Origin of the sequence: Streptomyces sp. cg40, from assembly GCF_050320165.1 — a bacterium.
Classification (GTDB): domain Bacteria; phylum Actinomycetota; class Actinomycetes; order Streptomycetales; family Streptomycetaceae; genus Streptomyces; species Streptomyces hokutonensis.
Window position 1 is genome coordinate 801,254 of record NZ_CP190128.1, and the last position, 24,737, is coordinate 825,990.

Sequence of the window (24,737 nt, forward strand, 5' to 3'; positions counted from 1 at the left end):
CCGTCCCCAGCAGCTCCAAAGGGAGTCGTATGTCTTCCGCTTCCGCACCCTTTGACACGAGTAACCCAGGTACCGACGCACCCGGCGTCGGCACTCGTGGCGCGCTCGCCCGGCTGTACCGCCGCGATCTGCCGGCGTATCCGGCCACCGGGCGACGCATGTCGTATCTGGCGATCGTGGTGGTCACGACCGTCGTGCTCTACTACATGCTCTACATCCAGTACGCGGTGGCGACGTCGATCATCACGCACTTCGACATGACCTACCGCTACTTCGTGTGGGTCTCGGTCATCGGCAATGCCTTCGGGGCCTTCGCCTCCCTCGTGGCCGGCCTCGCGGACCGCTGGGGACGGGCGAACCTCGTGGTCTACGGACTGCTGATCGCCGCGCTCCTGGTCTTCTTCGGACTGCCCAACGCGGCCGACAAGACGGCGTACCTGGTGCTGTTCGCCGTCGTCAGCGTCATCGAGGGCATCGTGCTGGTCGCGACCCCGGCGCTGATACGGGACTTCTCACCGCAGCTCGGCCGCGCCACCGCGATGGGCTACTGGACGATGGGCCCGGTCATCGGCAGCCTGGTCGTCACCTCGGTGACCAGCAGCACCCTCGACTCCGCCTCCTGGCAGGACGAGCTGCGCTACTCCGGGGCGGCCGGGCTGATCGTGTTCGTCGTCGCCCTGTTCGCCCTGCGCGAGCTGTCGCCCGGGCTGCGCGACCAGATCATGGTGAGCCTGCGGGACCGGGCCCTGGTCGAGGCCCGCGCCAAGGGACTGGACACCGAGGCGGTACGGCGCGGCGAGTGGCGGCAGATGCTGCGCCTGGACATCCTCGGCTCCGCCTTCGCGATCGCCGTCTTCCTGCTCCTCTACTACGCCGCCGTCGGCAACTTCGTCGTCTACTTCTCCACCACCTTCGGCTACAGCGAGCAGCGCACCAACGGCCTGGCCAACTGGTACTGGGCCGCGAACGCCCTCGCGCTGATCGTGGCGGGCCTGCTCTCGGACCGGCTGCTGGTGCGCAAGCCCTTCATGATCGTCGGCGGGATCGGTGCCGTCGTGGCGACCGCGTTCTTCGCCTCCCTGGCCACCCACGCGACAACCGACTACTACACCTTCGCCTGGCTGTTCGTCGCGATCGGCGTGTTCAGCGGAATCGCCTACGCCCCCTGGATGGCGAGCTTCACCGAGACCGTGGAGAAGCGCAATCCGGCCGCGACCGCCGCGGGTCTCGCGGTCTGGGGCTGGACGGTACGGATCGTGGTCGCCGTGTCGGCGGCGTTCATCCCGGTGCTCGTCACCTCGGTCACCCCGCTCGTCGAACACGGCGCCCAGGTCGCGGCGGCACAGCAGCAGGCCGCCCCGGCGCTGGCCGTCATCGACGCGCACCCCCAACTCTTCGCCGAACTGGGCAAGTACACGCCGACCACCACACCCCCCGCCCTGGCCGCCCAGGCGGTCAAGGAGGTCGGCCCCGCCGACCTGGCCGTCGTTCAGAAGGCCCAGCCGCAGCTCAAGGTGCTCAAGGAGTACGGCCCGAAGGTGCAGAAGGCCGCGAAGGACGGTCCCGGCGAGTGGCGCACCTGGTGGTGGATCTGCGTGGGCGGCCAACTCCTCTTCCTGCCCTTCGTGTTCGTGATGGCCGGCCGCTGGAGCCCGAAGAAGGCCCGCGAGGATGCGCAGGCCCACCAGGACGCCGTCGACCGCGAACTGGCGGCGCTCGAAGCCTGACCGGAACACCGACCGTCGCTGCGGCGCGAGCGTGACGGCTCCGCCGCAGCGGAGCTCGGCGACCGGGAGGCGGCCGAGGCGGCCGGCATGACGATCGTCCTCGTCGGAGCACTGTGGACGCACGGCCATCCGGCGACGGCCGTGCGCGACGCCTACGCCAACGACCCGGGTCTCGTATTCCTCCGCACGCCGTTCGCCGCGACCCTTGAGCATGCCGTCACGGTCTACCTGATCGGCCTGCTGACCGCTTCCGACCGCTGATCTGAACTTCCGGGAACAGCGAGGTAGCCGCGGGAAGTCCCCCGGCACATGACTCTTCCCCGGCGAGGCAAGAGGTCCTGGTCAGGGCGCCAACGGCGGGAAAATCACTCGTTACCGGTGGTTACCACCAGGTCGGGGCAGGCGTATTCCCATCGGCATTTCGGCGCCCGCCCGCCGCCGCGATTGAATAAAAGGCAAGAACCACCGGGGAATTGGGTTTCCTTTGAACCAGGCCATCACAACCGCCGTACTTCTGTGAAAGGTGAGACCCAGGGGTTCAGCGAGGGATGGCCATGGTCGAGACGCACGTCTCCGTACACGAGTCAGTCGCCGGCAGATACCGACCCATGGAGGTCGCGCATCGGGAGACGAACCGGCTCACCTGGTACGGCGAGGACATGGCCGCCGAACGCCCCTGCCTCCTCACCCAGGTGACACTGCCCGCCGCACTGGACGAGGAGAGCGCGCGCCGGACCACCGCCGCCATCATGCGCACCTCCGAGATCATGGTGCTGCTCGCCCCCACCCGGGTCGCGCAGGTCATGGACGCCGTCGAGGACGCCGGCACCCTGTGGACCGTCACCGACTGGATCGACGGCACACCGCTCGGCCAACTCCTCGCCCAGCAGGGCACGTTCCACTATGTACGGGCGGCCCGCATCGGCCTCGAACTGCTCGACATCCTGGAGGCCGCGCACAACGAGGGCATCACCCACGGCGAACTCAGCCCGGGTCAGGTCTTCGTGCGGGACCGGGGCACCGTCGTCCTCACCGGCTTCGGACTCGCCGGCGCCACCCTCGTCCCCCGGCTCACCGCACCCTCGTACGCCTCCCCCGAACAGGCCCGCGACGAGCGCATCGGACCGGCCGCCGACCTGTGGGCGCTGGGCGCGATCCTCTACACGCTGGTCGAGGGACACCCGCCGTTCCGCGACCGGGGCCGACCCGAGGCGACCCTCAAGGGCGTGGACCGGCTCCCGATGCGCGGCCCGTCGCGCGCCGGACCGCTGGCGCAGGTCATCCAGGGGCTGCTGCGCAAGAACTCCCGCGAGCGGATGACCCGCCCGGTGGTCCGCGAGGCCCTGACCCGCATCCTGCACGACGACCCGGACGCGGACCGCGAGCCCGTCCCGCTGCCCCGGCTGAGGCGGGCCTACGACACGTTCCGCGGCGCGGGCACCACCTGGAGCGGGCGCGGCATGGCCGTCGGGACCGCCCTGGCCGTCGGCACCGTCACGGTCGCCGTCCTCGCCGCGACCCACCAACTCCCGGGCACCGAGACCTCTTCGGCCACCTCGCCCTCCTCACCCCTCCCGTCCGCTTCCGCCGCGGCCACCACCCCCGGCGAGAACGTCGACGGACACAACTACAGCCCCTCCGCCTCACCTTCACCGACTTCTCCCGTCTCCCCCGCCGCCTCCGCCTCGCCCTCGGCCAGCGCGTCCCCGTCCCCCTCCTCCACCGCCTCCGCACTGCCCGCCGGTTTCCGGGTGTTCAAGGCGCCGGAGGGCTTCTCCGTCGCGCTCCCCAAGGGCTGGAAGGTGGTGGACACCCAGACCGAGGGCGACGTCGCCTATCGCGTCACCTTCGGCGCCTCGGGCGACCCGCGCACGCTGGCCGTGACCTACAGCACGCAGGCGGGCCCAGACCCGGTCGCCATCTGGCGCGACGACGTGCTGCCGGGGCTGAAGCAGACCGAGGGCTTCCAACAGATCGGCGACATCCAGGCCACGACGTACCAGGGCGACAAGGCGGCCGACCTGGAGTGGTTCTCCGGCACCGGCGACGACAGGGTGCGCACGCTCGGGCGCGGTTTCCTGATCGGCGGCGGGCGCAGTTTCTCGCTACGGTGGACGACGCCCGCCGACGAGTGGAACGACGCGGCCAACCGTCAGGCACTCCAGACCTTCTTCAAGACCTTCAAGCGGTCGGCGAACTGACGGCGACGCGAGGGCCGGGCACTCAAACCAGTGGCAATGGGTGGATATAGGCTGCCTGTTCGCACCATGCCTCATCTCAAGCCCAGGAGAGTCCGCCTTGACCGTAGTGATCGACCAGGCCGAGACGTCCTTCACCGCCCTCGACGACGCCGGCCTCGTCGCCCGGGACGCCCAGGAGTTCGGAGCCTACGCCCGCACCGGCGGCTGGGCCTTCGGCCTGAAGGTGGCGCGCAGCGTACGGCCCGGCGGGCAGAGCGCGGACGAGACGCCGAAGGTGTCCGCGAAGGAGTTCGCCGAACTCGCCGACTGCTCCCCCGAGCGCGTCATGCGCTACTACAAGGCCTGGGACCGGGCCGCGGACGACGGTCTCGTCCCGCAGTTCGAGGAGCTTGCCCCCGGCCAGGAGGTCGAACTCCCGGACGCCGACGTGTGGTTGAACTACTACGTCTCCCGTTCCTCCGCCGGCTCCGAGCGCGGCACCGCCATCTCCGAGGCCGCCGAGGCGGAGGGCATCCGCCCCACCAAGGCCCTGGAGGTCGCGGAGAACCCCACCGCGCTGCGGGCCGCGATCCTCGCCGACCCGTCCACCGCGCGGGCGGCCCGCCAGGCGCTGCTCGACCGGGTGCGCGAAGACCCCGAGCTCCAGGCCGAGCTGGCCCGCGACGTGGTCCGCACCGACGACCTGAAGAAGGCCGTCGCGACGGAGAGCCGCTCGGCGGACCGGATCGGCTACGTCCGCCAGATCGCCGAGTCGGGCCAGATCAAGACCCCCGCCGGACAGACCGTCGACGCGCCCCTCGACGTACGCCAGGAGGCCGAGCGCCACCTGTCGCTGCTCGACGAGCTGGAGGAGGGCGAGGACACCGGCGAGTGGGCCACCGAGGCCTACGACACCATGAAGAACCTGGTCGTCGAGACGGTGGAGGCCGACCCCGAACTCCGCGTCCAGGAGCGGCGGACGAAGTTCTACAGCAGCCTCCAGAAGGCCACGAAGGTGTTCGAGGAGCTGACCTTCGACGACGCCCAGGACTTCTACGAGGACGACATGGTCAAGCGTCTGGAGGAGCTCCAGCAGGCCATCGACAGCTGCCTCACCGCGCTGCGCAAGAGCACCACTCCGGCTGAGTAGCCGTACTCATGTAGCGGCTTCGCCCTTCGGACACGATGGGGCTCCCCACAACAAGGGAGCCCCATCGTGTCCGTTCTCGCTTCCGTACCGCGGCGCCGGCTGCCCGCCGCCATGGTCGCGCTGGTGATCGTCGGCATGGCCCTCTCCGCCTGGCATCCGCACGACCGCACGACCTGGTTCCTGGAAACCGTCTGGGTCCTCGTCGGACTCCCGGTGATCGTCCTGACCCGGCGCCGCTTCCCTCTGACGGGCCTGCTCTGCTGTCTGCTCGCCGCGCACGCGCTGGTCCTCGCCGTGGGCGGCCACTACACCTACGCGCAGGTGCCGGTCGGCGACTGGGTCCGTGACACGTTCGGACTCAGCCGCAATCCCTACGACCGTTTCGGCCACCTCATGCAGGGCTTCGTACCGGCGGTCCTGGTACGGGAGTTGCTCACCCGCACCTCACCCCTGCGCGGCAGCCGCTGGCTGGCGCCGCTCACCGTGTGCGCGTGCCTCGCCTTCAGCGCGCTCTTCGAGCTGTTCGAGTGGGCGGCGGCCGTGATCGGCGGCCACAGCGCGGACGCCTTCCTGGCGACCCAGGGGGACGTGTGGGACACGCAGTGGGACATGTTCTGCGCGCTGATCGGCGCCACGCTCTCGGTACTGCTGCTCAGCCGGATCCACGACCGTCAGCTGGCGCGGCTCGAACAGGCGCGGGCCCCCTTTGAAGAGGGCCCTTCGAACGGGACCCTGGCCTACCAGCGGCCCTCCACCTGGTCCTTGATCCGGCCGTCGTAAAGGTCCCGGATCGCGGTGAGCGTGGCCTCGGAGAGGACGGGCAGTCCGGCCGCCGTCGCGTTGGCGCGGGCCTGTTCGGGTGAGCGGGCGCCGGGGATGACCGTGGTGACACCGGGCTGGTCGATGATCCAGCGCAGGGCGAGCTGGGCAGGGGTGTAGCCCTCGGGGGCCAGCGCGGAGAACTCGGCGGCGGCCTCGACGCCCGTCGTGTAGTCGACGCCGGAGAAGGTCTCGCCCTGGTCGAAGGCCTCGCCGTGGCGGTTGTAGGTGCGGTGGTCGTTCTCCGGGAAGACCGTGTCCTTGGTGTACTTGCCGGACAGCAGGCCGGAGGCGAGGGGCACGCGCGCGATGATGCCGACGCCCGCCTCCTGCGCTGCCGGGAGCACCTGGAGCAGGGGCTTCATGCGGAACGCGTTGAGGATGATCTGCACGCTCGTCACGTTCGGCCGGGCGATCGCGGTGAGGGCCTCCGCGCAGGTCTCGACGCTGACGCCGTACCGCGCGATGCGCTCCTCCGCGACCAGTGTGTCGAGGGCGTCGAACACCTCGTCCGAGGAGTAGACGGGCGTGGGCGGGCAGTGCAGCTGCACGAGGTCGATGCGGTCGACACCGAGGTTGCGGCGCGAACGGTCGTTCCACGCGCGGAAGTTGTCGAGGACGTAGTTCTCGGGGATCTGGTCGACGCGGCGGCCCATCTTCGTCGCGACCAGCACGTGCAGATCGGGCCGGCCGGCGAGGAAGGTGGCGATGGTCTGCTCGCTGCGTCCGTCGCCGTACACGTCGGCCGTGTCGAAGAAGGTCACCCCCGACTCCGCCGCCGCCTCCAGCACGGCGAGGGCCTCCTTGTCGTCGACGTCTCCCCAGTCGGCGCCCAGCTGCCAGGTGCCGAGCCCGACGACGGATGCCTGCTGCCGCGACCTGCCGATTACACGTTCGTCCATGTCATCAGTCTGTCATCCGGGACCGACATCCGCGGAACGGGCTCCTCCGGGCCGCGGCCTGTGAATCCTTCACTCACACGAGTGAACCGACTCGACAGGCTGCCTACTCGTGTCAACTCCCGCCTAGCGTGTGCGCGTGACCGATCATGCGGCGAACAACCTCCAGCCAGGGAACGGCAGTTCCGCTCCCTGGACCCGTCGTGGCTTCCTTCTCTCGGCGGCGGCCCTGGCCACCGTGCCCGTCCTCCTGACGGCCGATCCGGCAATCGCCGCGGCCGAGCTGCCCGACTTCCCGGCCGAGGTCGACCTCTACCGCTCGGCGTACCGCAACTGGGTCGGCGAGATCACCGCCGACGGGCTGTGGGCCTGCGCGCCGACCGGCGCCGACCAGGTGCTGTCGGTCGTCAACTGGGCCTGGCAGCACGGATGGAGGGTCCGCGCCCGCGGCTCCTCGCACGGCTGGTCACCGCTGACGATCGAGTCCGGTACGGCGTCCGACGCGCCGGTGCTGCTGGTCGACACCGCGCCGCACCTGACCGGCCTGACCCTGGACTCCGCCTCGGCCGTCCGGGCCGGCACCGGCGTCACCCTGGAGGCGCTGCTCACCTACCTGGAGGGGCACGGCCTCGGTCTCACCGCAGCGCCCGCGCCCGGCGATCTGACGCTCGGCGGCGCCCTGGCCATCGACGCGCACGGCACGGCCGTACCGGCCGACGGCGAGGAGCGGACGGCCGGGCACACGTTCGGGTCGCTCAGCAATCTGGTGCTGTCGCTGACGGCGGTGGTGTGGGACTCGGAGACCGGCGCGTACGTCCTGCGGACCTACACCCGCGACGAGGCGGACTGCGCGGCGCTGCTCACGCATCTGGGGCGTTCACTGGTCACCGAGGTCGTGCTGCGGGTGGGGGCGAACGCCAATCTGCGGTGCCTGAGCCGTACGGACATCCCGGCCACCGAACTGTTCGCGGCGCCCGGGTCCGACGGGCGGACCTTCGCGAGCTTCCTGGACGAGGCCGGGCGGGCCGAGGCGATCTGGTTCGCGTTCACCGAGTTCCCCTGGCTGAAGGTGTGGAGCGTCGCGCCGACCAGGCCGTTGACCTCGCGGCGCGTCTCGTCGCCGTACAACTATCCGTTCTCCGACAACGTGCCGACGCTGGTCGCGGATCTCGTCGGGCGGATCCTGTCCGACGGCGCGTGGTATCTGGCGCCGGTGCTCGGCAACGCCCAACTCGATGTGGCCGCAGTGGGGTTGACGGCGACGCTGTCGGCCGACATCTGGGGGCCGTCGAAGAACACGCTGCTCTACGTCAAGCCGACGACACTGCGGGAGACCGCCAACGGGTACGCGGTGCTCACCGCGCGCGCCCAAGTGCAGCGTGTGGTGCACGAGTTCACCGAGTTCTACCGGGAGCGGCTAGCGGCGTACGCCGCGCTCGGCCGGTTCCCGGTCAACGGCACCGTGGAGATCCGGGTGACCGGCCTCGACCACCCCGCCGATGCCGAACTCACCGGCGCCCGCGCCCCGTTGCTGTCCGCGCTGCGGCCGAGCACCGAGCATCCCGAGTGGGACACCGCCGTCTGGCTGGACGTCCTGACGCTGCCCGGCACGCCGTACGCGGAGGAGTTCCTGCGGGAGTTGGAGCAGTTCCTGTTCAGCTCGTTCGACGGCACCCGGGTCGAGTGGTCCAAGGGCTGGGCGTACACCGAGCAGGCCGCGTGGAGTGACGAGGAGGTGCTGGGGACGGCGGTCCCGGGTTCGTTCGGGGAGTCGGTGTGGGGGCAGGCCGCCGGGACCTTCGACCGCCTCGACCCGCACGGGGTGTTCGGGAACGCCTTCCTGGACCGGCTGTTCGGCTAGCACTCAGTAGGCTGTGTCCGTGATCTTGACACAGGGAGAGCTGTGACCGGCTGGCCGGCCGCGCTGACGAAGGCGGGCATCACCGACCCGCGACTGCGGCGCGCCTACGACGCCCAGCGCGGGATCGTCCGCAGGTACGCGCTGCACGAGTACGTGGCGGTACGGCTGTTGCTGCCGGCGGAGCTGCATCCGGCGGTGATCGCCGCGGTGGCCTACATGCACACGACCGACGAACTGATCGACACGGGTGACGTGGACGCGCGTGCGGCGGCTCTCGCCGCCTGGGACGCCGAGACCACGGCGGCCTTGGAGAGCGGTGAACCGCCTGCACAGGACGGCCTGTTGGCGCTCTGGGACACCGTTCGCCGTCACCCGGACATGGCGACCCGGGTACGCGCCTTCCTCGACGGCGCTCCCGTCGAAACGAGTTGGACCGGCTTCGAGACGGAGGCCGACTTCCAGACGTACGTGGACAGTTACTCGCTGCCCGCCCTGATGCTGACCGCGTCCCTGCTCGCACCGGCCGACCCCGAGACGTACGAGTCGTACGTCCAGGGATGTCGGGATCTGATCGAGGGCTGGCAGCGCAGTGACTTCCTCGCCGACCTCCGCGAGGACGCCGAGAACGACCGCATCGGCATTCCACGGGACGAACTCGCCCTGCACGGGCTGAAGTTCGAGGATCTGCGGAGCGGGTCGGAAGCGTGCGTGCCCGCGCTGGACCAGGTGGTCCGGGCGCAGGCCGGCCTGGCCGGGACCACGCTCGCGGGCTGCCGTGCGCTGCCCGCGCTCGTCGCGCCGGAACACCGGCCGTTCCTCGACGCCCTGCTCGCCGTCCAGGAACTGCGGCTCGGCGCGGTGCGACGCGCAGGGGGCAGGGTCCTGCTGCGCGACACGGGGCCGTCGGTGTTCGCCACGTTGCGGGTTCTGGCCCGGCAGTACCGCAGGGCCCGCCGGTACGCCTAGGGCTCCAAGTGGGCCTGCACTGTGGGCCCGTAGCGGTCCACGATGACGTCCGTCGCGGTCTCGCGCAGCCGGGTGCCGCGTGCGATGCCGTACATCACGCCGAGGCCGAGGAGGGTGGAGACGGCCAGTTCGGCGCGGAGGGCGGCGTCGGGGCCGGAGAGTCGCCCGGCGAGGCGGTCGACCACCTGGGCGCGGAAGTTGACGCGCAGGATGTCGCCGTGGTCGCCCTGGAGGGGTGCGAACGCGATGCGCAGCAGCGGGTCGGCGCCCCGCTCGCGCTGGCTGACCAGGACATGCCGGACCATGTGGCGGCCGAGTTCGTCGAGCGGGGCGTCCAGCAGGGCCTCCGCGTCCGTCTCGAAGGACATCACGCGGGCGAAGAGGGCGTCCTTGTTGCCGAAGTACTTGAGGATCAACGGGGCGCTGACACCGGCGCGTTCGGCCACGGCCTTGAGGGTGATGTCGGCGTGCGCGTTGCGGGCGAGGAGGTAGCGGGCCGCCCGGAGGATGGCCGCCCTGGTCGCCTCGGCGTCCCGGCGGGCGGGCGGGGACGGGGACGCGGCGGGTGGGGTGCTCACGGCCCTCATGCTCCCTCCAGCGCCTCGTCCCGCGCGCCCCGGGTACGGCCGTCCGTGCCCCGCGCCTTGTCGGGCGTGGCGTCGCCGGGGATGGTGAGCGCCGTCGCGCAGGCGATCAGGGCGACAACGGCGGCGATGCCGAACGCCATCAGGTACCCGTGCAGCGTGGGCAGCGGGCGTCCGCCGATGAGGCTGGTGTGGTGCACCAGTACGGCGGCCACCACCGCGCTGGAGACGGCCTGGCCGATGGTGCGCATCAGGACGTTGACGCCGTTGGCGGACGCGGTCTGGCCGGCCGGGACGGCGCGCAGGATGAGCGTGGGCAGTGCCGAGTAGGCGAAGGTGGTGCCGGTGGCCACGACGGTCGCCCCGAGGATGATCGTCCACAGGTCGCGGCTGTCGGCGATGCGCACCACATAGCCGAGCGCGATGATCGCGGCCCCGATGGCGAGCGTGATCCGCGGTCCGCGGGCCGCCGAGATCCGGGCCGAGACGGGTGAGAGCAGCAGCATGATCACGCCACCGGGCAGCAGGCACACGCCGGTCTCGACGATCGACAGTCCGAGCCCGTACCCGGTGGCCCTGGGCGCCTGCACCAGCTGCGCGGTGACCAGGGAGTTGGCGTAGAACGCGAAGCCGGTCAGCAGGGCCGCCACATGAGACAGGCCCACCCGGGGACGCGACACCAACCGCAGGTCCACCAGCGGGAGTTCGGTGCGCAGCTGCTGCCACCACCACAGGGCGAGTACGACGACCGCGCCGAGGAACAGCGCCAGGATCCGCGGGCTGCCCCAGCCCCACTGGCCGCCCTGGGACACGCCGAGGAGCAGGCACACCAGGCCGGTGGCGAGTCCGAGCGCGCCGAGCACGTCGAAGCGGCCGGGCTCCCGGACGGGCGACTCGCGCACCGCCCACCAGACCGCCGAGACGCCGATCGCGCCGAGGGTGGCGGTCGCCCAGAACATGACGTGCCAGTTGGAGTACTGGACGATCAGCGCGGCGAGGGGCAGTCCGAGCGCGGCGCCGATGCCGACCGTGGAACTCATCAACGCCACCGCGCTGCCCCTGCGTTCCGGGGGCAGTTCGTCCCGCAGGATGCTGATCGACAGGGGTACGACGGCGGAGGCGGCGCCCTGGAGAGCGCGGGCCGTGATGAGCACGCGGATGTCGGAGGACAGGGCGCACATGACGGAGCCGACGGTCATCAGGCTCAGGGCGCCCGTCAGGACCCGCCGCTTGCCGTACATGTCGCCGGCCCGGCCGAGTACGGGGGTGAGGACGGCGCCGGAGAGCAGGGTCGCGGTGACCATCCAGGAGACGGCGCCCGCGGAGGAGTGGGTCAGCCTGGGCAGGGACGGCAGCAGGGGGACGACAACGGTCTGCATGACCGCCATCAGGATCCCGCCGAAGGCCAGCACCGGGACGGTGAGCCGGTCCCGCAAGGGGGTCTGCCCGGTGGTGCCGGACGGGTCGGGTATCGGTACGGGCTGGCCCATGGGCACTCCAGCGGACACGTAAAAAAGGTGAATGGCTATTCACCCTATCCGGTGAATAGCCATTCACCCAATGCGCTCGGGAGGCCGGGCGTCCCTGCTTGCGGGAGGCGAGCGCCCTACCTGCGGGAGGCGAGCGCCCTGGCGTGGACGGTGCGCGCCAGCCTCGGGCCGAGCCAGCGCTTGAACCGGCGCAGCGCCTCCAGCCGTCCGGCCGCCTTGTCGAGGCCGTAGTAGACCTGTGGCGGGACGTACGGCAGCAGCGGCGAGTGGCGCTGGCCGAGCAGGGCGAACATGCGGTGCGGGGGCAGGTGGATGTACCGCTGGAGGTTCTCGTACCACTGGGCGCTGTAGCGGGCCGCGCTCTGGATCGACAACAGGGCGGATTTACGGCGCTGTTCGTAGGCGGCGAGGGCCTGCGGCAGTTCGGTGTGGTCGCGCAGGGCGTCGGCGAGCGCGATGGCGTCCTCCAGGGCGAGGGTGGTGCCGGCGCCGATGGAGTAGTGGGTGGTGTGGGCGGCGTCGCCGAGCAGGACGAGGTTGTCGCGGTGCCAGGTGCGGTTGGTGAGGGTGCGGAAGTTGAGCCACTGGGCGCTGCCGTCCGAGGAGGCGCGGCCGATCAGGGAGTGGCCGTCGAGGAGGTCGGCGAAGAGCTTCTCCAGGAGGGCGAGTCCGTCGGCCTCGGCGGCGGTGTCGAGGCCGAGGCCGGTCCAGGTCTCGGGGGCGCACTCGATGACGCAGGTGCTGCCCTCGGGGCCGAACGCGTAGCCGTAGCACCAGATCCAGCCGTGGTCGGTCTCCACGAAGGCGAAGGTGAAGGAGCCGAAGACCTTGCTGGTGCCGAGCCAGATGTACTGGTTGCGGCCGGGCTTGAGTTCGGCTCCGAAGTGGTCGGCGTGGCGGCTGCGCAGCGCGCTGTTGACGCCGTCGGCGGCCACGATCAGATCCGCGTCGGGGAGGTCCTCGGCGGTGACCTCGCGGTCGAACTCCAGCCGTACGCCCAGGGATCTGGCCCGTTCGGCGAGGATCTTGAGGAGGCGGTGGCGGCCGATGCCGTGGCCCTCGTCGCCGGGCTGGGTGGTCGTCAGATCCCGGACGCGGGCGACGCCGTCGCTCCAGCGCACCGAGTGTTCGTCGACGGCCTGCGCGGACTCCGGGTCGTACTCGCGGAGTTGGTCGAGCAGCCCGCGCCAGTACGTGACGCCCCAGCCGTAGGTCGAGCCCTCGGGGTTGCGCTCGTAGACGGTGATGTCGTGGGACGGGTCCTGCCGCTTCAGCAGGATCGAGAGATACAGGCCGGCGGGCCCGCCTCCGACACAGGCGACCTTCACGCGCACACCCCTGGGTTTTACTCAAAGTGGTCAAGTGGATCCGCAGAGTAGCAGGATGGGGCGGCACGGAATTCGCGTCACCCCGCACAGGACCGATGAGAGAACCGGGACGGCTCAGGCGTCCTCGCCGATCAGACGTCCTTGTCGAGGTGACGGCGGAGTTCCGCCGTGAGCGCCGGGATCTCGCGGCGGAAGGCCGCTTCGTCGAGGCCGTCGTCCGCGACCACGGCGAGCAGCGCGCGGTCTCCGACGGCCGTCACGATGATGTGGCCCGTGCTGCCCCGCGCGGCGATCTCACGGAGGTGGCCCGCGCCGCCGTGGTCGGCGAGGCGGTGGCCGAGCGCGAGGCCCGCCGCCGCGAGGGCGGCCATGGACTCGGGGTGCGTCTTGTTCGCGTCACTGGCCACGACTAGCCCGTCACTGGTGGCCAGGGTGGATTCGGTGACTCCCATTACGTTGTCCCGCAGGGCGATGAGGAGGTCGGTCACGGGGTCGCTCATGGCGTCTTCTTCCTGTTGCGTGCAGGCGGTGGGACAACGAGGCGGGAGGGGCCCGGTAGCGGTTTCGGCCGGTATCGGCGCGAACGGGCGGAGCGGGGCGGGTCGTTCAGTCGTGGGGCCGGGGCTCGGGTGCGGAGTTCCGACCCGGACGGCGGCGCGGGAGCGGTGCGGGGTCGGGTGCGGTGGACGGCCCGGCGAGTGGCGCTGGGTGCGCGCCGCGGGCCGCCGTGCTGGGCCTGCCGTCCGCCGAGGGCGAGTGCGGTTGGACGAGTCCGCGGTCCAGCAGATGCCGGAGGTCCATCATCACGGCGAAGAGGCCTCGGCCGAGGGCGAAGGCGATGTCCCTCGCCGTGCCGCGGCCGTTCGCGTGGGTCAGGACCTCCTGGTGCCGGGCGGGCAGCCTGGCGGCGGCCCCGGGGAGACCCGCGGCGGCCGCCGGCCGGACGCGGGTGCGGGCGAGAGCGGCGACCGAACCGGGCTCCCCCGCAAGGAGGTTGATCCGGCGGGACACCTCGTCGAGGAGTCGCTCGGGGGTGATTCCGGGGTTGCGGTGGAGCGTCGGTACGGGATCGGCCACCTGCCAGGTGTCGGGTACGGCGAGGGACAGCGCGAAGGCGGCGTCGAACAGGGCGCCCAGGCTGATGACTTCGAGTTCGCCGGCGCCGACGAGCCCGCGCGCCACGAGTTCGTCGGCGAGGTGTTCGTGGGTGGTGTCGGAGGCCCGGACCTCTGCCCACGCCTCCTCGCTGATCCGGCCCGAGCGGAGCAGCAGGCCCTCGATGCCTGGTGCGCCGGGCGTCTCCATGGCCACCACCAGCCCGTCGCGGACGTGGATGGAGCCGCCCGGGGTGCCGGTGACGAGCACGGTGCAGGAGCGGGCCCGGTCCCGGAGGGCCGACAACAGGGCGGGAACGTTGCGGGAGTCGACGAGCGGTTCCTCGGTGCCGGGCTGTGTCATGCCAGCAACTCGTCGGCGTGCCGGTGCAGTTCGCGCAGCGCCCAGGTGAGGTTGGTGCGCTCGCGGTCGACCGTCGCGCACAGCAGCAAGGGGTCGCCGCGCCGTGCGAGTTGGAGGGTCACGAGATGGCGGGTGGAGGTGGTCACGACGACACTCTCCAACTCCCCCGACGCACCGGCCCGGATGAGGCGGGTGCGGGCGATCTCCGCTATTTCGCAGGAATCCTGACTGCCGCTCACATCACCCGACTCCGCATAGGAGAGGCCGGTGACGGCGTCGAGCAGCATGGCTCCGCTGATACCGGGCGCGGTCAGAGCACGGCCCAGTGCGGTGTCGAGCGATGACAAAGGCCCCCCCTTCAGTCACTCTGCCGAGCAGACTACTTTATTTGCCAACTATCGCAACACCGACCAAAGATGGTGTTGTCTGTTACCCGCACGGTTCGCATTGAGACCGTTTTCATGGCAGGACCCACCGTCTTGCCGGCTCGTGAGGAAACGAGGCACCACGTGAACATTGAGGCGACACTCAAGGAAGCGATGACTATCGACGGGGCCCTGGGGGTGTCCCTGGTCGACTACGAAAGCGGCATGACGCTGGGGGCGTTGGGCGGCGGTCCGCATCTGGACCTGGAGGTCGCGGGGGCGGGCAACACCGAGGTCGTGCGGGCGAAGCAGCGCACGCTGAAGTCCATCAACCTGGATGACCGGATCGAGGACATCCTGATCACCCTCGGTAGCCAGTATCACCTGATCCGACCGCTGGCGAGCGTGCACGGCTCGCTCTTCCTGTATCTCGCACTGGACCGGGAGCGCAGCAATCTGGCGCTGGCGCGGCACAACCTGAAGCGTCTTGAGGCGAGTTTGGAGATATGAGGGCGTCGCGGCATATGACAATCGAGTAGTCGCGATCCCGGGCCGGTCTCGGCGCGGCCATATCCGCCGAGACCGGCCGGACTATTAAGTCCGACCTTTGCGGGGACGAATTCCCGTGCGGCGCCCGGCCGTTAAAGCGGAGGGACCGTAATTGTCTAGTCCACTTTCTCGGTACGGCACTCCGGATGGCCCCAGCCCTGGGCGTTCTTGCTGATCGGCTCACCGGCCGCATAGGCGCGCCCGCACAGACAGCGGCCGGGGAACTTGGCCTTGATTGTGCGGGAGGGCGAACTCGCGCTCTTGCGGGGCGACTTGGCACCGCCAGCGGGCCGCGCGGACTTCTTCGGGGTGTCGGGCGAGGGGGGCGGCTCCGGGGAGCCGAGGTCACTGCCCGCGGGTTCCTGCACGACGGCGGCCTGGCTGGCGGCTCGGTCGGCGAAGTCGTTCAGCGGGTCGCCGTCGACCTGGTGGGCGGGGACGTAGCGGAACTCGACCGAGCGGCCGTCGAGCAGTTCGTCGATGCGGACGACCAGTTCCTGGTTGGCGACCGGCTTGCCGCCGGACGTCTTCCAGCCGTTGCGCTTCCAGCCGGGCAGCCAGGTGGTGACCGCCTTCATGGCGTACTGCGAGTCCATCCGGATCTCCAGCGGTACGTCCGGTGCGGTCGCCGTCAACAGGCGCTCCAGCGCGGTGAGTTCGGCGACGTTGTTGGTGGCCCTGCCGAGCGGTCCGGCCTCCCAGCGGGCCGGGCTCCGCTCGTCGTCCGACACGACCCACGCCCAGGCAGCGGGTCCCGGATTTCCCTTCGAAGCCCCGTCGCACGCGGCCACCACACGTTCACGCATGCGCCCGATCATGCCATGACCGCACCCCACGCCCGGCGCCGGTGCCGTCGGCCGCCCCGCGCCCCGGCCGCGTGCCCCGTCCGAGGATCCGGCCACCCGGCCCTACGCTGCGCGCAAGACGTCGCGACACGAACAGCGGGCCCGGCTGCGCCACCTGTTGCGGCTGCCACCGCGCCCCCACGGGGAACAGCCGCGCGAGCGGGTGGTCGGCCCGCTCGAACTCTTCTACGACCTCGTCGTGGTTTCGCCGCACTATTTGACATGTGTACAAAATCACCCGTCATGGCAGATACAACGTGAACCCGAGGAGGGCGGGAGCGCTGAACGAGCGGATCGATCCACGCGTCACCCGCACGACGCGGGCCTTCGAGGAGGCCGTCGTGGAACTCGCCGCGCGGCGGTCCGTCTCCCGGATCTCCGTCGCGGAACTGGCCGAGCGCCCGGGCGGCACCCGCGCCACGTTCTACAACCGCTACAGCTCCCCGCTGGACCTGCTCATCCAGGTGCTCCAGGCCGATCTGGACCGCGGCCACCGCCGGGGGGCCGAGGCCCGCGCGCAGGGCGGGCACTCGGCCGCCGAACTGCTCCGGCCGACCACCGCCGAGGTCGCCGACCACGTCGAGCGGTATCTGCCGGTCTATCGGCACGCTCTCGCGGACCCGGCGGACAGCGGTGTGTACGACGCGCTCGTGCGCCACTCCGGCGACTACACGCTGTCCTTCATGGCCGACGGCGACCACCCGGGGCTGCCCGAGGCCAATCGCCGGGTCGTCGCGCAGTTCCTGGCCCACGGCTTCGCGGGCGCCATCAGGACATGGCTGGAGGACCCGGCGGTCACCAAGGACGACCTTGTCGACACGGCCGTGGCCTGCGCCCCCGCCTGGTGGACGGCCGACGCCGGCTGACCGACGGTCCGCCCGGTCAGACGTCCGTCATCTGCGGCATCTCTCCCTGGGTGGTGGTCATGTCGATCACCGAGAACGACGCGCCCTGCGGGTCGCTGAGGGCCGCGAACCGTCCGAAGGGGCTGTCCATGGGCCCGAAGCGGAGGACGCCGCCGAGCTTGGTGGCCTTGGCGACGGCGTCGTCGCAGTTGTCCACGCCGAAGTACACGTTGACGTACGACGGGATCTCCGGCGGGAACTCGTCGCCCATCTTCATCCGGCCCAGAACCGGGTTCCCTCCGAGGTTGTAGACGCGGAAGTCGACGTTGTCGTCGTCCATCTGCTGTGCCGTGTACGGGAAGACCGCCGGGAAGAATCCGTCCGCCTTCGCGGGCTCACGGGTGAAGACCTCTGCCCAGGCGTACGCGCCGGCCACTCCCGACGCCTCGAAGCCCTCGTGGGTGCCGCCCTGCCAGACGCCGAACACGGCGCCGCTGGGCTCACGGGCCAGGCACATCGTGCCGAACTCGCCGACCTGCATCGGCTCCATCAGCACCTCGCCGCCGTTCTCCCGGATCTTCGCCGCGGTGGCCGCCGCGTCCGGCGAGGCGAGGTAGAGGCACCACTGCGACTGCCCCTCCTGGCCGGGCATCGGCGGTACGACGGCGGCCACGGCCTTTCCGTCGACGTAGGCCTGCGTGTAGTTGCCGTACTCCGACGACGCCTCGCCGAAGGTCCAGCCGAGGACGTCGCCATAGAAACTCTTGGCTCCCTCGACGTCGCCGAACATCGCGTCGGCCCAACAGGGGGTTCCTTCAGGTTGTACGGCCATGGCTGCGGCCCTCTCCGATAGGTCGGGTTGGCTGGATCTCGTTGTCCGAATTCTCACGCTAGTCACCAGGCGTGCGGGGCGCGCGTCGAACGCCGGAATCGCCCGGCACCGCGCCCGCGCGCCCCGCACGCCGGGGTACGGGCACGAACCCCTGGCGTCCCCGACCCGATCGGCGGGTTTACGACGTCCGGGACGTGAAGCCGCCCCTTTCGCGCGGTTACCGGTGCTGGGCAGGACTGTTTGGCTTGTAAACCGACGACGCGCTCACCCCTGTTCACCTCCCGGGAGGGAATGTGTCCACTCCGGAAAGCGTCAACGGACCGGCCACCGACGACTCCGCCCCCGAGCCGCCCGGCAACGGACAGCTCACCAGCCTCAGCACGGTCGCGGCCCGGCAGCTCGCCACGACCACCAAGTCCGAACCGCAGATGCAGGCCATCACCTCGCGCTGGCTGCTGAAGATGCTGCCCTGGGTGGACGTGAAGGGCGGTGCCTACCGGGTCAACCGGCGGCTCCAGCTCAGCGTCGGCCGCGGCCGGGTGCGGTTCGAGCAGAACGGCGCCGACGACATCAAGGTCATCCCCGAGACGCTCACCGAACTGCCCGTACTGCGCGGGTACTCCGACACGGAGGTCCTGAAGGAGATCGCCGGCCGGTTCCGGGTCCGTGAAGTACGGGCGGGTGAGGTCCTGTTCGAGGCCGGCCAGCCCGTCACCGAGAACTACCTGGTCGCCCACGGCCGCTTCACCCGCTACACCTCCGGCCAGTACGACGAGGAGGAGATCCTCGGAGTCGTCACCGACGGCGACCAGATGGGCGACGAGGCGCTCGGGCAGTCCGACCCGCTGTGGCTGAGTTCCGTGCGCGCGGAGACCGCGGGGGTACTGCTCGTCCTGCCCTGGGACGTCGTGTCCGAACTCATCGACCGCGTACCGTCGTTGGCCTCCCATCTGGCGGCCTACGCCGAACGGCAGCGGCTGCCGATGAACCGCAGGGGCGAGGCCGAGGTGCCGGTGCAGGCCGGCCATGTGGGCGAGCCGACACTGCCCGGCGGCTACGTCGACTACGAACTCGCGCCGCGCGAGTACGAGTTGTCCCTCACCCAGACCGTGCTGCGGGTGCACACCAGGGTCGCCGACCTCTACAACGACCCGATGGACCAGACCGAGCAGCAACTGCGGCTCACCATCGAGGAGATCCGCGAGCGGCAGGAGTGGGAGCTGGTCAACAACCGGGACTTCGGGCTGCTGCACAGCGTCGACTACACCCAGCGCATCAGCACCTTCACCGGCCCGCCGACCCCGGACGACCTCGACGAACTGCTCGCCATGCGACGCAAGACCAAGCTCTTCCTCGCCCATCCGAAGGCGATCGCGGCCTTCTTCCGGCAGTGCAACAGGCGCGGTCTGGTGCCGGGCACCGCGAACATCGACGGGCACGAGATCCCCGCCTGGCGCGGGGTGCCGTTCTTCCCGTGCGGCAAGATCCCGGTCTCCCCGCAGCACACCAGCAGCATCATCGCGCTGCGCACCGGTGAGGCCGACCAGGGTGTCGTCGGCCTGTTCCAGACCGGTATCCCCGAGGAGTACCAGCCCGGTCTGAACGTCCGTTTCATGGGCATCGACTCGGCCGCGATCATCCGCTACCTCGTCACCGCGTACTACTCGATGGCCATCCTGGTCCCCGACGCGGCGGGAATCCTGGAGAACGTACAGATCGGCCGGACCGCCGAGTGACGGCCTGGAGAAGCTCATGACCACTTCCCTCCCGCTGCCCGGCCCGCCGAACCTGGCGGGCACTCTGCGGGCCCGACGCACCGGTGCGATCCCTGGTCTCACCTACCGGCCCGCAGCACCCGCCGACCCGGAGAAGGCCGCGGAGCTCGACCGCAGACTGGAAACCTGGGCACGCGGCCTGGACCTGTTCCCGGCCGCTTGGAACGGGGACTTCGCCGGGTTCCAGTTCGGCCGGGCCGTGGTGCTCCAGCATCCCGGGGCGGCCGACCTGGAACGGCTGACCGCCGCGGGCAAGCTCCTGCTCGCCGAGAACATCGTCGACAACTGCTACTGCGAGGAGGACGAGGGCAAGGGCGGCTCGCACCGCGGCCTCGGCGGCCGGCTGATCATGGCCCAGTCGGCCCTGGACCCGTACCACGGCACGCCCGAGCTGGAGGCGGAGTGGCGCCAGGGCGTGCAGACCGACGGCCCGCTGCGCTCGTACCACTTCGCGATCCAGGACTACGCCCTCCTCGCCACCCCCAGCCAGACCGACCGGATCGTGCACGACCTCGCGCGGCTGCACCTCGGCTATCTCGCCGAGGCCGCGTGGGCCGAGATCCGGTACAAGCCGCGGGTCTGGGAGTACCTGGTGATGCGGCAGTTCAACAACTTCCGGCCCTGTCTGTCGATCGTGGACGCGGTCGACGGCTACGAACTGCCCGAACAGGTCTACGCCCGGCCCGAGATCCAGCGGGTCACGGCCCTGGCCTGCAACGCCACCACCATCGTCAACGACCTCTACTCCTTCACCAGGGAGCTGGCCGGCGATCCGGACCACCTCAACCTCCCGCAGGTCGTCGCCGCCAACGAGCGGGGCGGGCTGAAGGCCGCCTATCTGAAGTCCGTCGAGATCCACAACCGGATCATGGACGCCTTCGACGAGGAGTCCGCCGCGCTGTCCGCCGCCTCGCCCCTCGTCGCGCGCTACGCCGAGGGCCTGGCCGCCTGGGTGTCCGGCAACCACGAGTGGCACGCGACCAACACCCACCGCTACCACCTGCCCAACTACTGGTAACAGTCCGGTCCCTGACGTCTCGTCAGACGCACCACGCTAGGAGTCACCGTTGACCACCACCGACGCCGGCACCACAGCACCACCGGTGCCGACCCAGTCCACGTACCAGAACCGTGTCGCGGACTACTGGAACGCCGAAGAGAACCCGGTCAACCTAGCCCTCGGACAGATCGACGACCTGTACCACCACCACTACGGAATCGGCGGGGCCGACGAATCCGTACTGGAGGACCCCGACCCCGTCCGGCGCCGCGAACGGCTCACCGCCGAACTGCACCGCCTGGAGCACGCCCAGGCCGAACTGCTCGCCTCCCACCTCGGCCAACTCACCGCCGACGACCGGGTGTTCGACGCGGGCTGCGGACGCGGCGGGGGCAGTGTGGTGGCGCATCTGCGCTACGGCTGCCGGGCCGACGGGGTCACGATCTCCGCCAAGCAGGCCGAGTTCGCAGGCGCGCAGGCCCGTGCGCGGGGCATCGACGGCAAGGTGCGCTACCACCACCGCAACATGCTCGACACCGGCTTCCCCACAGGGGAGTTCGCGGCGTCCTGGAACAACGAGTCCACGATGTACGTCGAGTTGGACCTGCTGTTCGCCGAGCACGCCCGGCTGCTGCGCCGCGGCGGACGCTATGTGGTGATCACCGGCTGCTACAACGACACCTACGGCCGGGCCTCGCGCGAGGTGTCCCTCATCAACGCCCACTACATCTGCGACATCCACCCCAGGTCGGAGTACTTCCGGGCGATGGCCCGCAACCGGCTGGTGCCCGTCCACGTCCAGGACCTCACCCAGGACACGATCCCCTACTGGGCGCTGCGCAGTCAGGCCGACCATCTGGTCACCGGCATCGAGGAGACCTTCCTGACCGCCTACCGCAACGGCAGCTTCCAGTACCTGCTGATCGCGGCCGACCGGGTCTGAGGTCTCAGCGGCCGGCGATCCTGGAGGCCGCCTCCGGGAGACCGGGCGCCGGATCGAGGACGTCCAGCGTGCCGTGCGCCCGCAACAGGCGCACGGTGCGCGGGGCGCACACCACGGCGAAGCCCGCCTCGTGCTCACGCACCCGGCGGCGGAATCGCAGCACCAGGTTGAGTCCGGTGGAGTCGATGAAGGTCGTGCGGCGCAGATCGACGACATAGGCGGGCGCGCGCAGGGCGACCACCGAGTCCAGCCACTCGCGCAGCGGGGTCGCGGTCGCCAGATCGATGTCGCCGTGCAGGTCGACGACGAGCAGGCCGTCCCTGGCGCCCAGCAGGGCGTGGCCGCCGGGCGCGGGCCAGGCCGCCTCGGTCACCGGCTCCAGGCTGTTCTCGTGCAAGGTGTTCCGTCCCCGTTCCGTGCCTGTCGCGCGCGGGCGCGCGATCCGGCGCGGGTCCCTGCGGCGGCTTCGACATCCCCGCACCGCACGAGCCCGCGCCGGAACTCCCCCCGAGCGGCTCCCCCTTGAACCGTGGGTGCCTACTGTTCTACCTTCGCCACATGGTCGGGGCATCAACGCCCGCTCGTCAGCGACACAACGAGCGGGCCGAGGTCGGGCCGGGTGATGCGGAATGCGTCCGCACCTGGCACTGATCGAGGACGAACCCGATTTCGCACTGATGTGCCGTTCCTATCTGGAGCACGAGGGATTCACCGTCACCTGGGCCATGGACGCCCGCGCCGGAAAGTCCGTCCTCCACGAGAGCCGCGTCGATCTCGCCGTCCTCGACCTGGGCCTCCCGGACGGCAGCGGCCTGGAACTCCTGCGGGCGCTCCGCTCCACCAGCCGGCTCCCGGTCATCGTGGTCACCGGCCGGGGCGCGGAGGCCGACCGGGTGGCGGGCCTGGAGATCGGCGCCGACGACTACCTCGTCAAGCCGTTCTCCCAACGGGAGTTGGTGGCCCGCATCCGGGCGGTACTGCGCAGGTCGCAGCCACCGGAGACCCCGGCGGTGATCCAGGTCGGCTCGCTGCGGATCGACACGGCCGCCCGCCAGGCGTCCGCCGACGGGGTCCTCCTCACGCTGCGCCCCAAGGAGTACGCCCTGCTGGAGATGCTCGGCGAGGCGCCCGGCCGGGTGTTCTCCACCGAGCAGGTCCTCGACCGGATCTGGGGCGCGTCCTGGCAGCAGCCCGCGACCGTGATCGAGCACGTGTACCGCCTGCGCGGCAAACTCGCGGCACTCCCGGTGCCCGCGCCCCGGATCACCACGGTCCGCGGCTACGGCTACCGCCTCGACCCCTGAGACCACCCAGACAACCGAGACATCCGAGACATCCGAGACGACCAAGACGACCGAGACGACCGAGACGACCGAGACCTCTGAGAGCCGCCATGCCGCCCCTCCCCACCCCCGACTTCCGGCTGCTCTTCGACTCCTCGCTCTCCCCGCTGCTGGTGCTCGGCCCCGACTTCACCATCGTCGAAGTCAACCGCGCGTACCTCGCGGCCACCCGTACGGAACGCACGATCGTCGGCCGGCGCATCTTCGACGTCTTCCCCGACAACCCGGACGACCCCTCCGCCGACGGCGTCGCCAATCTGCGCCGCTCACTGGAGTCGGTGGTGGCCACGGGCCGCAAGGACACGATGGCGTTGCAGCGCTACGACATCCCGACCGGCGAGGCCGGCGGCTTCGCCGAGCGGTACTGGAGTCCCGTCAACTCCCCCGTCCTGGACGCCGAAGGACAGGTCACGCACATCATCCACCGGGTCGAGGACGTCACGGACTTCGTGCATCTGCGCCGGGTCGGCCGGGAGCAGGAGCGGGCCGCCGCCGAGGCGCAGATGCGGGCCGAGGGCATGGAGATCGACCTGTTCGTACGGGCCCGGGAGATCCGCGAGGTCAACGAGCAGCTGAGCCGCGCCAACGCCGAACTGGACGCGGCGGGAAGGCAGTTGAGGGAGGAGCAGCGGGCCAAGGACAGGTTCATCGCCACGCTCTCGCACGAACTGCGCAACCCGCTCGCCGCCGCCTGCGCGGCCGTGGAACTGCTCTCACTGGACCTGCCGGACGACGGCCGTCCCGCACTGTCGGTCCTGGAGCGGCAGTTGGGCACGCTGGTGCGGATGAGCAACGATCTCCTGGACGGGACAAGGGCGTTGACCGGCCGCCTTGAGCTGGTGTCCGAGCGGATCGATGTGCGGTCCGTGGTCGAGGGCGCCTGCGCCGACATCCGGAGCCTGTTCGGACACGAGGAGCGCATCCTTCAACTGGCCCTGCCGGACACACCCGTTGTGGTCGACGGGGACCGGCTGCGGCTGGCCCAGGTGCTGACGAACCTGTTGTCCAACGCGCTCAAGTACTCGCCGCCCGGCGGCCGTACGGAGGTCCGGCTCACGGTCGAGGACGAGCAGGCCAGGCTGACCGTGCGGGACGACGGCATAGGCTTCGAACCCGCCCAGGCCGAGGACCTGTTCGGGGTGTTCGTGCGGGCGGCGCCGGCGGGCCCGAACACACCCGAGGGGCTCGGACTGGGACTCGCGGTCGCCCGGACGGTGGTCGAACTGCACGGCGGCCGGATCGGCGCGCACAGCGAGGGCCCCGGCAAGGGAGCGACGTTCACGGTCCTGCTGCCGCAGGCCGACGAGGCGGCTCCGGAGCCGGTACGACCGTCCGCGCCACCCCGCGCGCGGCGCCAACTGGCCATCCTGATCGTGGAGGACAACGCCGACCTGGCCGCGACCTACCGCACCCTGCTGGAGCGCCAGGGCCACCACGTCACCGCCGTGCACACCGGTGCCGACGCGCTCACCGCGACCGAGTCCGACGTCTTCGACGTGGTGCTGTGCGACCTGGGCCTGCCCGACATCGACGGCTACACGGTGGCCCGTACGGTACGCGCCCGGCCGCACGGGGAGCGGCCACGCCTGATCGCGGTCTCCGGCTTCAGCCGGGGCACCGACCGCTCGCTGTCCCGGACGGCCGGCTTCGACGCCCACCTCGCCAAGCCGCTCCCGCTGACCGATCTGCTCGACCTGCTGGAGCGTCTGGAGTAGCGAAGCGTCTTCCGCCTTCACCGTGGCTGTGCTTGCCTGGGGAGCCGTTTTCCGGTGCCCGGG

24 protein-coding genes are annotated in these 24,737 nt (G+C 70.6%); 14 read left to right on the plus strand and 10 right to left on the minus strand.

Translation table 11 applies throughout. The annotated features are described in order from the left end of the window. The first annotated feature begins 29 nt into the window (after positions 1–29). From ACQHII_RS03455 to ACQHII_RS03475, 5 genes are all read left to right on the plus strand, one after another. Entirely contained in the window at positions 30–1,727 is a 1,698-nt protein-coding gene (locus ACQHII_RS03455) for an MFS transporter (RefSeq protein ID WP_427917786.1), read from the plus strand. Positions 1,728–1,745: 18 nt separating this feature from the next. Continuing rightward, a complete protein-coding gene (locus ACQHII_RS03460; protein ID WP_427925216.1) occupies positions 1,746–1,988 on the plus strand; it encodes a hypothetical protein in 243 nt (80 codons plus the stop codon). A gap of 287 nt (positions 1,989–2,275) precedes the next feature. Further along, on the plus strand, positions 2,276–3,928 hold the full coding sequence (locus ACQHII_RS03465) for a serine/threonine-protein kinase (protein ID WP_427917787.1): 1,653 nt from the start codon (positions 2,276–2,278) through the stop codon (positions 3,926–3,928). A gap of 106 nt (positions 3,929–4,034) precedes the next feature. Then, positions 4,035–5,057, plus strand: a complete 1,023-nt coding sequence (locus tag ACQHII_RS03470) for a hypothetical protein (RefSeq protein WP_427925217.1) — start codon at positions 4,035–4,037, stop codon at positions 5,055–5,057. A gap of 111 nt (positions 5,058–5,168) precedes the next feature. Further along, positions 5,169–5,837 (plus strand): DUF2238 domain-containing protein, encoded by a 669-nt coding sequence (locus tag ACQHII_RS03475; protein ID WP_427925218.1) that lies wholly within the window; start codon positions 5,169–5,171, stop codon positions 5,835–5,837. Here ACQHII_RS03475 and ACQHII_RS03480 read toward each other — a convergent pair. Beyond that, a complete protein-coding gene (locus tag ACQHII_RS03480; protein WP_427917788.1) occupies positions 5,795–6,778 on the minus strand; it encodes an aldo/keto reductase in 984 nt (327 codons plus the stop codon). The two genes, ACQHII_RS03475 and ACQHII_RS03480, sit on opposite strands and share 43 nt — an antisense overlap. Before the next feature lie 136 nt (positions 6,779–6,914). Here ACQHII_RS03480 and ACQHII_RS03485 point away from each other — a divergent pair, with 136 nt between their 5' ends. Continuing rightward, complete coding sequence (locus ACQHII_RS03485; RefSeq protein WP_427917789.1) at positions 6,915–8,636, plus strand: cholesterol oxidase substrate-binding domain-containing protein; 1,722 nt, start codon at positions 6,915–6,917, stop codon at positions 8,634–8,636. Positions 8,637–8,678: 42 nt separating this feature from the next. Continuing rightward, on the plus strand, positions 8,679–9,602 hold the full coding sequence (locus tag ACQHII_RS03490) for a phytoene/squalene synthase family protein (protein WP_427917790.1): 924 nt from the start codon (positions 8,679–8,681) through the stop codon (positions 9,600–9,602). On the opposite strand, the gene ACQHII_RS03495 is transcribed toward ACQHII_RS03490, so the two are convergent. The 6 genes from ACQHII_RS03495 to ACQHII_RS03520 all read right to left on the minus strand — a co-directional run bounded on the left by ACQHII_RS03495 (position 9,599) and on the right by ACQHII_RS03520 (position 14,809). Continuing rightward, positions 9,599–10,189, minus strand: a complete 591-nt coding sequence (locus ACQHII_RS03495) for a TetR family transcriptional regulator (RefSeq protein ID WP_427917791.1) — start codon at positions 10,187–10,189, stop codon at positions 9,599–9,601. The two genes, ACQHII_RS03490 and ACQHII_RS03495, sit on opposite strands and share 4 nt — an antisense overlap. Beyond that, positions 10,186–11,676, minus strand: coding sequence for an MFS transporter (locus ACQHII_RS03500; protein WP_427925219.1), 1,491 nt, complete (start codon positions 11,674–11,676; stop codon positions 10,186–10,188). Before ACQHII_RS03500 ends, ACQHII_RS03495 begins: the two co-directional genes overlap by 4 nt. Before the next feature lie 116 nt (positions 11,677–11,792). Beyond that, positions 11,793–13,004, minus strand: coding sequence for an FAD-dependent monooxygenase (locus ACQHII_RS03505; protein WP_427917792.1), 1,212 nt, complete (start codon positions 13,002–13,004; stop codon positions 11,793–11,795). Positions 13,005–13,135: 131 nt separating this feature from the next. Beyond that, on the minus strand, positions 13,136–13,504 hold the full coding sequence (locus ACQHII_RS03510) for a roadblock/LC7 domain-containing protein (protein ID WP_427917793.1): 369 nt from the start codon (positions 13,502–13,504) through the stop codon (positions 13,136–13,138). A gap of 106 nt (positions 13,505–13,610) precedes the next feature. Beyond that, the gene (locus tag ACQHII_RS03515) at positions 13,611–14,462 is read right to left on the minus strand and encodes a hypothetical protein (RefSeq protein WP_427917794.1); all 852 of its coding nucleotides are present in this window, start codon (positions 14,460–14,462) and stop codon (positions 13,611–13,613) included. Next, the gene (locus ACQHII_RS03520; protein WP_427917795.1) at positions 14,459–14,809 is read right to left on the minus strand and encodes a hypothetical protein; all 351 of its coding nucleotides are present in this window, start codon (positions 14,807–14,809) and stop codon (positions 14,459–14,461) included. Before ACQHII_RS03520 ends, ACQHII_RS03515 begins: the two co-directional genes overlap by 4 nt. Positions 14,810–14,971: 162 nt before the next feature. Here ACQHII_RS03520 and ACQHII_RS03525 point away from each other — a divergent pair, with 162 nt between their 5' ends. Then, a complete protein-coding gene (locus ACQHII_RS03525) occupies positions 14,972–15,337 on the plus strand; it encodes a hypothetical protein (RefSeq protein WP_427917796.1) in 366 nt (121 codons plus the stop codon). Between the two features lie 155 nt (positions 15,338–15,492). Here ACQHII_RS03525 and ACQHII_RS03530 read toward each other — a convergent pair whose 3' ends face one another. Then, a complete protein-coding gene (locus ACQHII_RS03530; RefSeq protein WP_427917797.1) occupies positions 15,493–16,194 on the minus strand; it encodes a ribonuclease H family protein in 702 nt (233 codons plus the stop codon). Positions 16,195–16,478: 284 nt separating this feature from the next. Between ACQHII_RS03530 and ACQHII_RS03535 the strand changes: the two genes are divergently transcribed. Beyond that, entirely contained in the window at positions 16,479–17,087 is a 609-nt protein-coding gene (locus ACQHII_RS03535; protein WP_427917798.1) for a TetR/AcrR family transcriptional regulator, read from the plus strand. A 16-nt stretch (positions 17,088–17,103) separates the two neighbouring features. On the opposite strand, the gene ACQHII_RS03540 is transcribed toward ACQHII_RS03535, so the two are convergent. Then, positions 17,104–17,898 carry a VOC family protein gene (locus ACQHII_RS03540; RefSeq protein WP_427917799.1) on the minus strand — a complete coding sequence of 265 codons (795 nt, stop codon included), beginning with the start codon at positions 17,896–17,898 and terminating at the stop codon, positions 17,104–17,106. 293 nt (positions 17,899–18,191) lie between these two features. Here ACQHII_RS03540 and ACQHII_RS03545 point away from each other — a divergent pair, with 293 nt between their 5' ends. From ACQHII_RS03545 to ACQHII_RS03555, 3 genes are read left to right on the plus strand one after another with little or no spacing between them, the layout of a single operon-like run. Then, positions 18,192–19,634 carry a family 2B encapsulin nanocompartment shell protein gene (locus ACQHII_RS03545; RefSeq protein ID WP_427917800.1) on the plus strand — a complete coding sequence of 481 codons (1,443 nt, stop codon included), beginning with the start codon at positions 18,192–18,194 and terminating at the stop codon, positions 19,632–19,634. Positions 19,635–19,650: 16 nt separating this feature from the next. Beyond that, a complete protein-coding gene (locus ACQHII_RS03550) occupies positions 19,651–20,691 on the plus strand; it encodes a family 2 encapsulin nanocompartment cargo protein terpene cyclase (RefSeq protein WP_427917801.1) in 1,041 nt (346 codons plus the stop codon). 49 nt (positions 20,692–20,740) lie between these two features. Continuing rightward, positions 20,741–21,616, plus strand: coding sequence for a geranyl diphosphate 2-C-methyltransferase (locus ACQHII_RS03555; protein WP_427917802.1), 876 nt, complete (start codon positions 20,741–20,743; stop codon positions 21,614–21,616). A 4-nt stretch (positions 21,617–21,620) separates the two neighbouring features. On the opposite strand, the gene ACQHII_RS03560 is transcribed toward ACQHII_RS03555, so the two are convergent. Further along, entirely contained in the window at positions 21,621–22,013 is a 393-nt protein-coding gene (locus tag ACQHII_RS03560; RefSeq protein WP_427917803.1) for an STAS domain-containing protein, read from the minus strand. Positions 22,014–22,245: 232 nt separating this feature from the next. Between ACQHII_RS03560 and ACQHII_RS03565 the strand changes: the two genes are divergently transcribed. Both ACQHII_RS03565 and ACQHII_RS03570 read left to right on the plus strand, forming a co-directional pair. Then, on the plus strand, positions 22,246–22,920 hold the full coding sequence (locus ACQHII_RS03565; protein ID WP_427917804.1) for a response regulator transcription factor: 675 nt from the start codon (positions 22,246–22,248) through the stop codon (positions 22,918–22,920). An 89-nt stretch (positions 22,921–23,009) separates the two neighbouring features. Next, the gene (locus ACQHII_RS03570; RefSeq protein ID WP_427917805.1) at positions 23,010–24,674 is read left to right on the plus strand and encodes an ATP-binding protein; all 1,665 of its coding nucleotides are present in this window, start codon (positions 23,010–23,012) and stop codon (positions 24,672–24,674) included. The last annotated feature ends 63 nt before the right edge of the window (positions 24,675–24,737 follow it).

Coding starts and splice junctions, on each gene's coding strand:
- ACQHII_RS03455 (WP_427917786.1), top strand. CDS start 30: ATGTCTTCCGCTTCCGCACCCTTTGACACGAGTAACCCAGGTACCGAC.
- ACQHII_RS03465 (WP_427917787.1), top strand. CDS start 2,276: ATGGCCATGGTCGAGACGCACGTCTCCGTACACGAGTCAGTCGCCGGC.
- ACQHII_RS03475 (WP_427925218.1), top strand. CDS start 5,169: ATGGTCGCGCTGGTGATCGTCGGCATGGCCCTCTCCGCCTGGCATCCG.
- ACQHII_RS03480 (WP_427917788.1), bottom strand. CDS start 6,778: ATGGACGAACGTGTAATCGGCAGGTCGCGGCAGCAGGCATCCGTCGTC.
- ACQHII_RS03495 (WP_427917791.1), bottom strand. CDS start 10,189: ATGAGGGCCGTGAGCACCCCACCCGCCGCGTCCCCGTCCCCGCCCGCC.
- ACQHII_RS03500 (WP_427925219.1), bottom strand. CDS start 11,676: ATGGGCCAGCCCGTACCGATACCCGACCCGTCCGGCACCACCGGGCAG.
- ACQHII_RS03510 (WP_427917793.1), bottom strand. CDS start 13,504: ATGAGCGACCCCGTGACCGACCTCCTCATCGCCCTGCGGGACAACGTA.
- ACQHII_RS03515 (WP_427917794.1), bottom strand. CDS start 14,462: ATGACACAGCCCGGCACCGAGGAACCGCTCGTCGACTCCCGCAACGTT.
- ACQHII_RS03530 (WP_427917797.1), bottom strand. CDS start 16,194: ATGATCGGGCGCATGCGTGAACGTGTGGTGGCCGCGTGCGACGGGGCT.
- ACQHII_RS03540 (WP_427917799.1), bottom strand. CDS start 17,898: ATGGCCGTACAACCTGAAGGAACCCCCTGTTGGGCCGACGCGATGTTC.
- ACQHII_RS03550 (WP_427917801.1), top strand. CDS start 19,651: ATGACCACTTCCCTCCCGCTGCCCGGCCCGCCGAACCTGGCGGGCACT.
- ACQHII_RS03565 (WP_427917804.1), top strand. CDS start 22,246: ATGCGTCCGCACCTGGCACTGATCGAGGACGAACCCGATTTCGCACTG.
- ACQHII_RS03570 (WP_427917805.1), top strand. CDS start 23,010: ATGCCGCCCCTCCCCACCCCCGACTTCCGGCTGCTCTTCGACTCCTCG.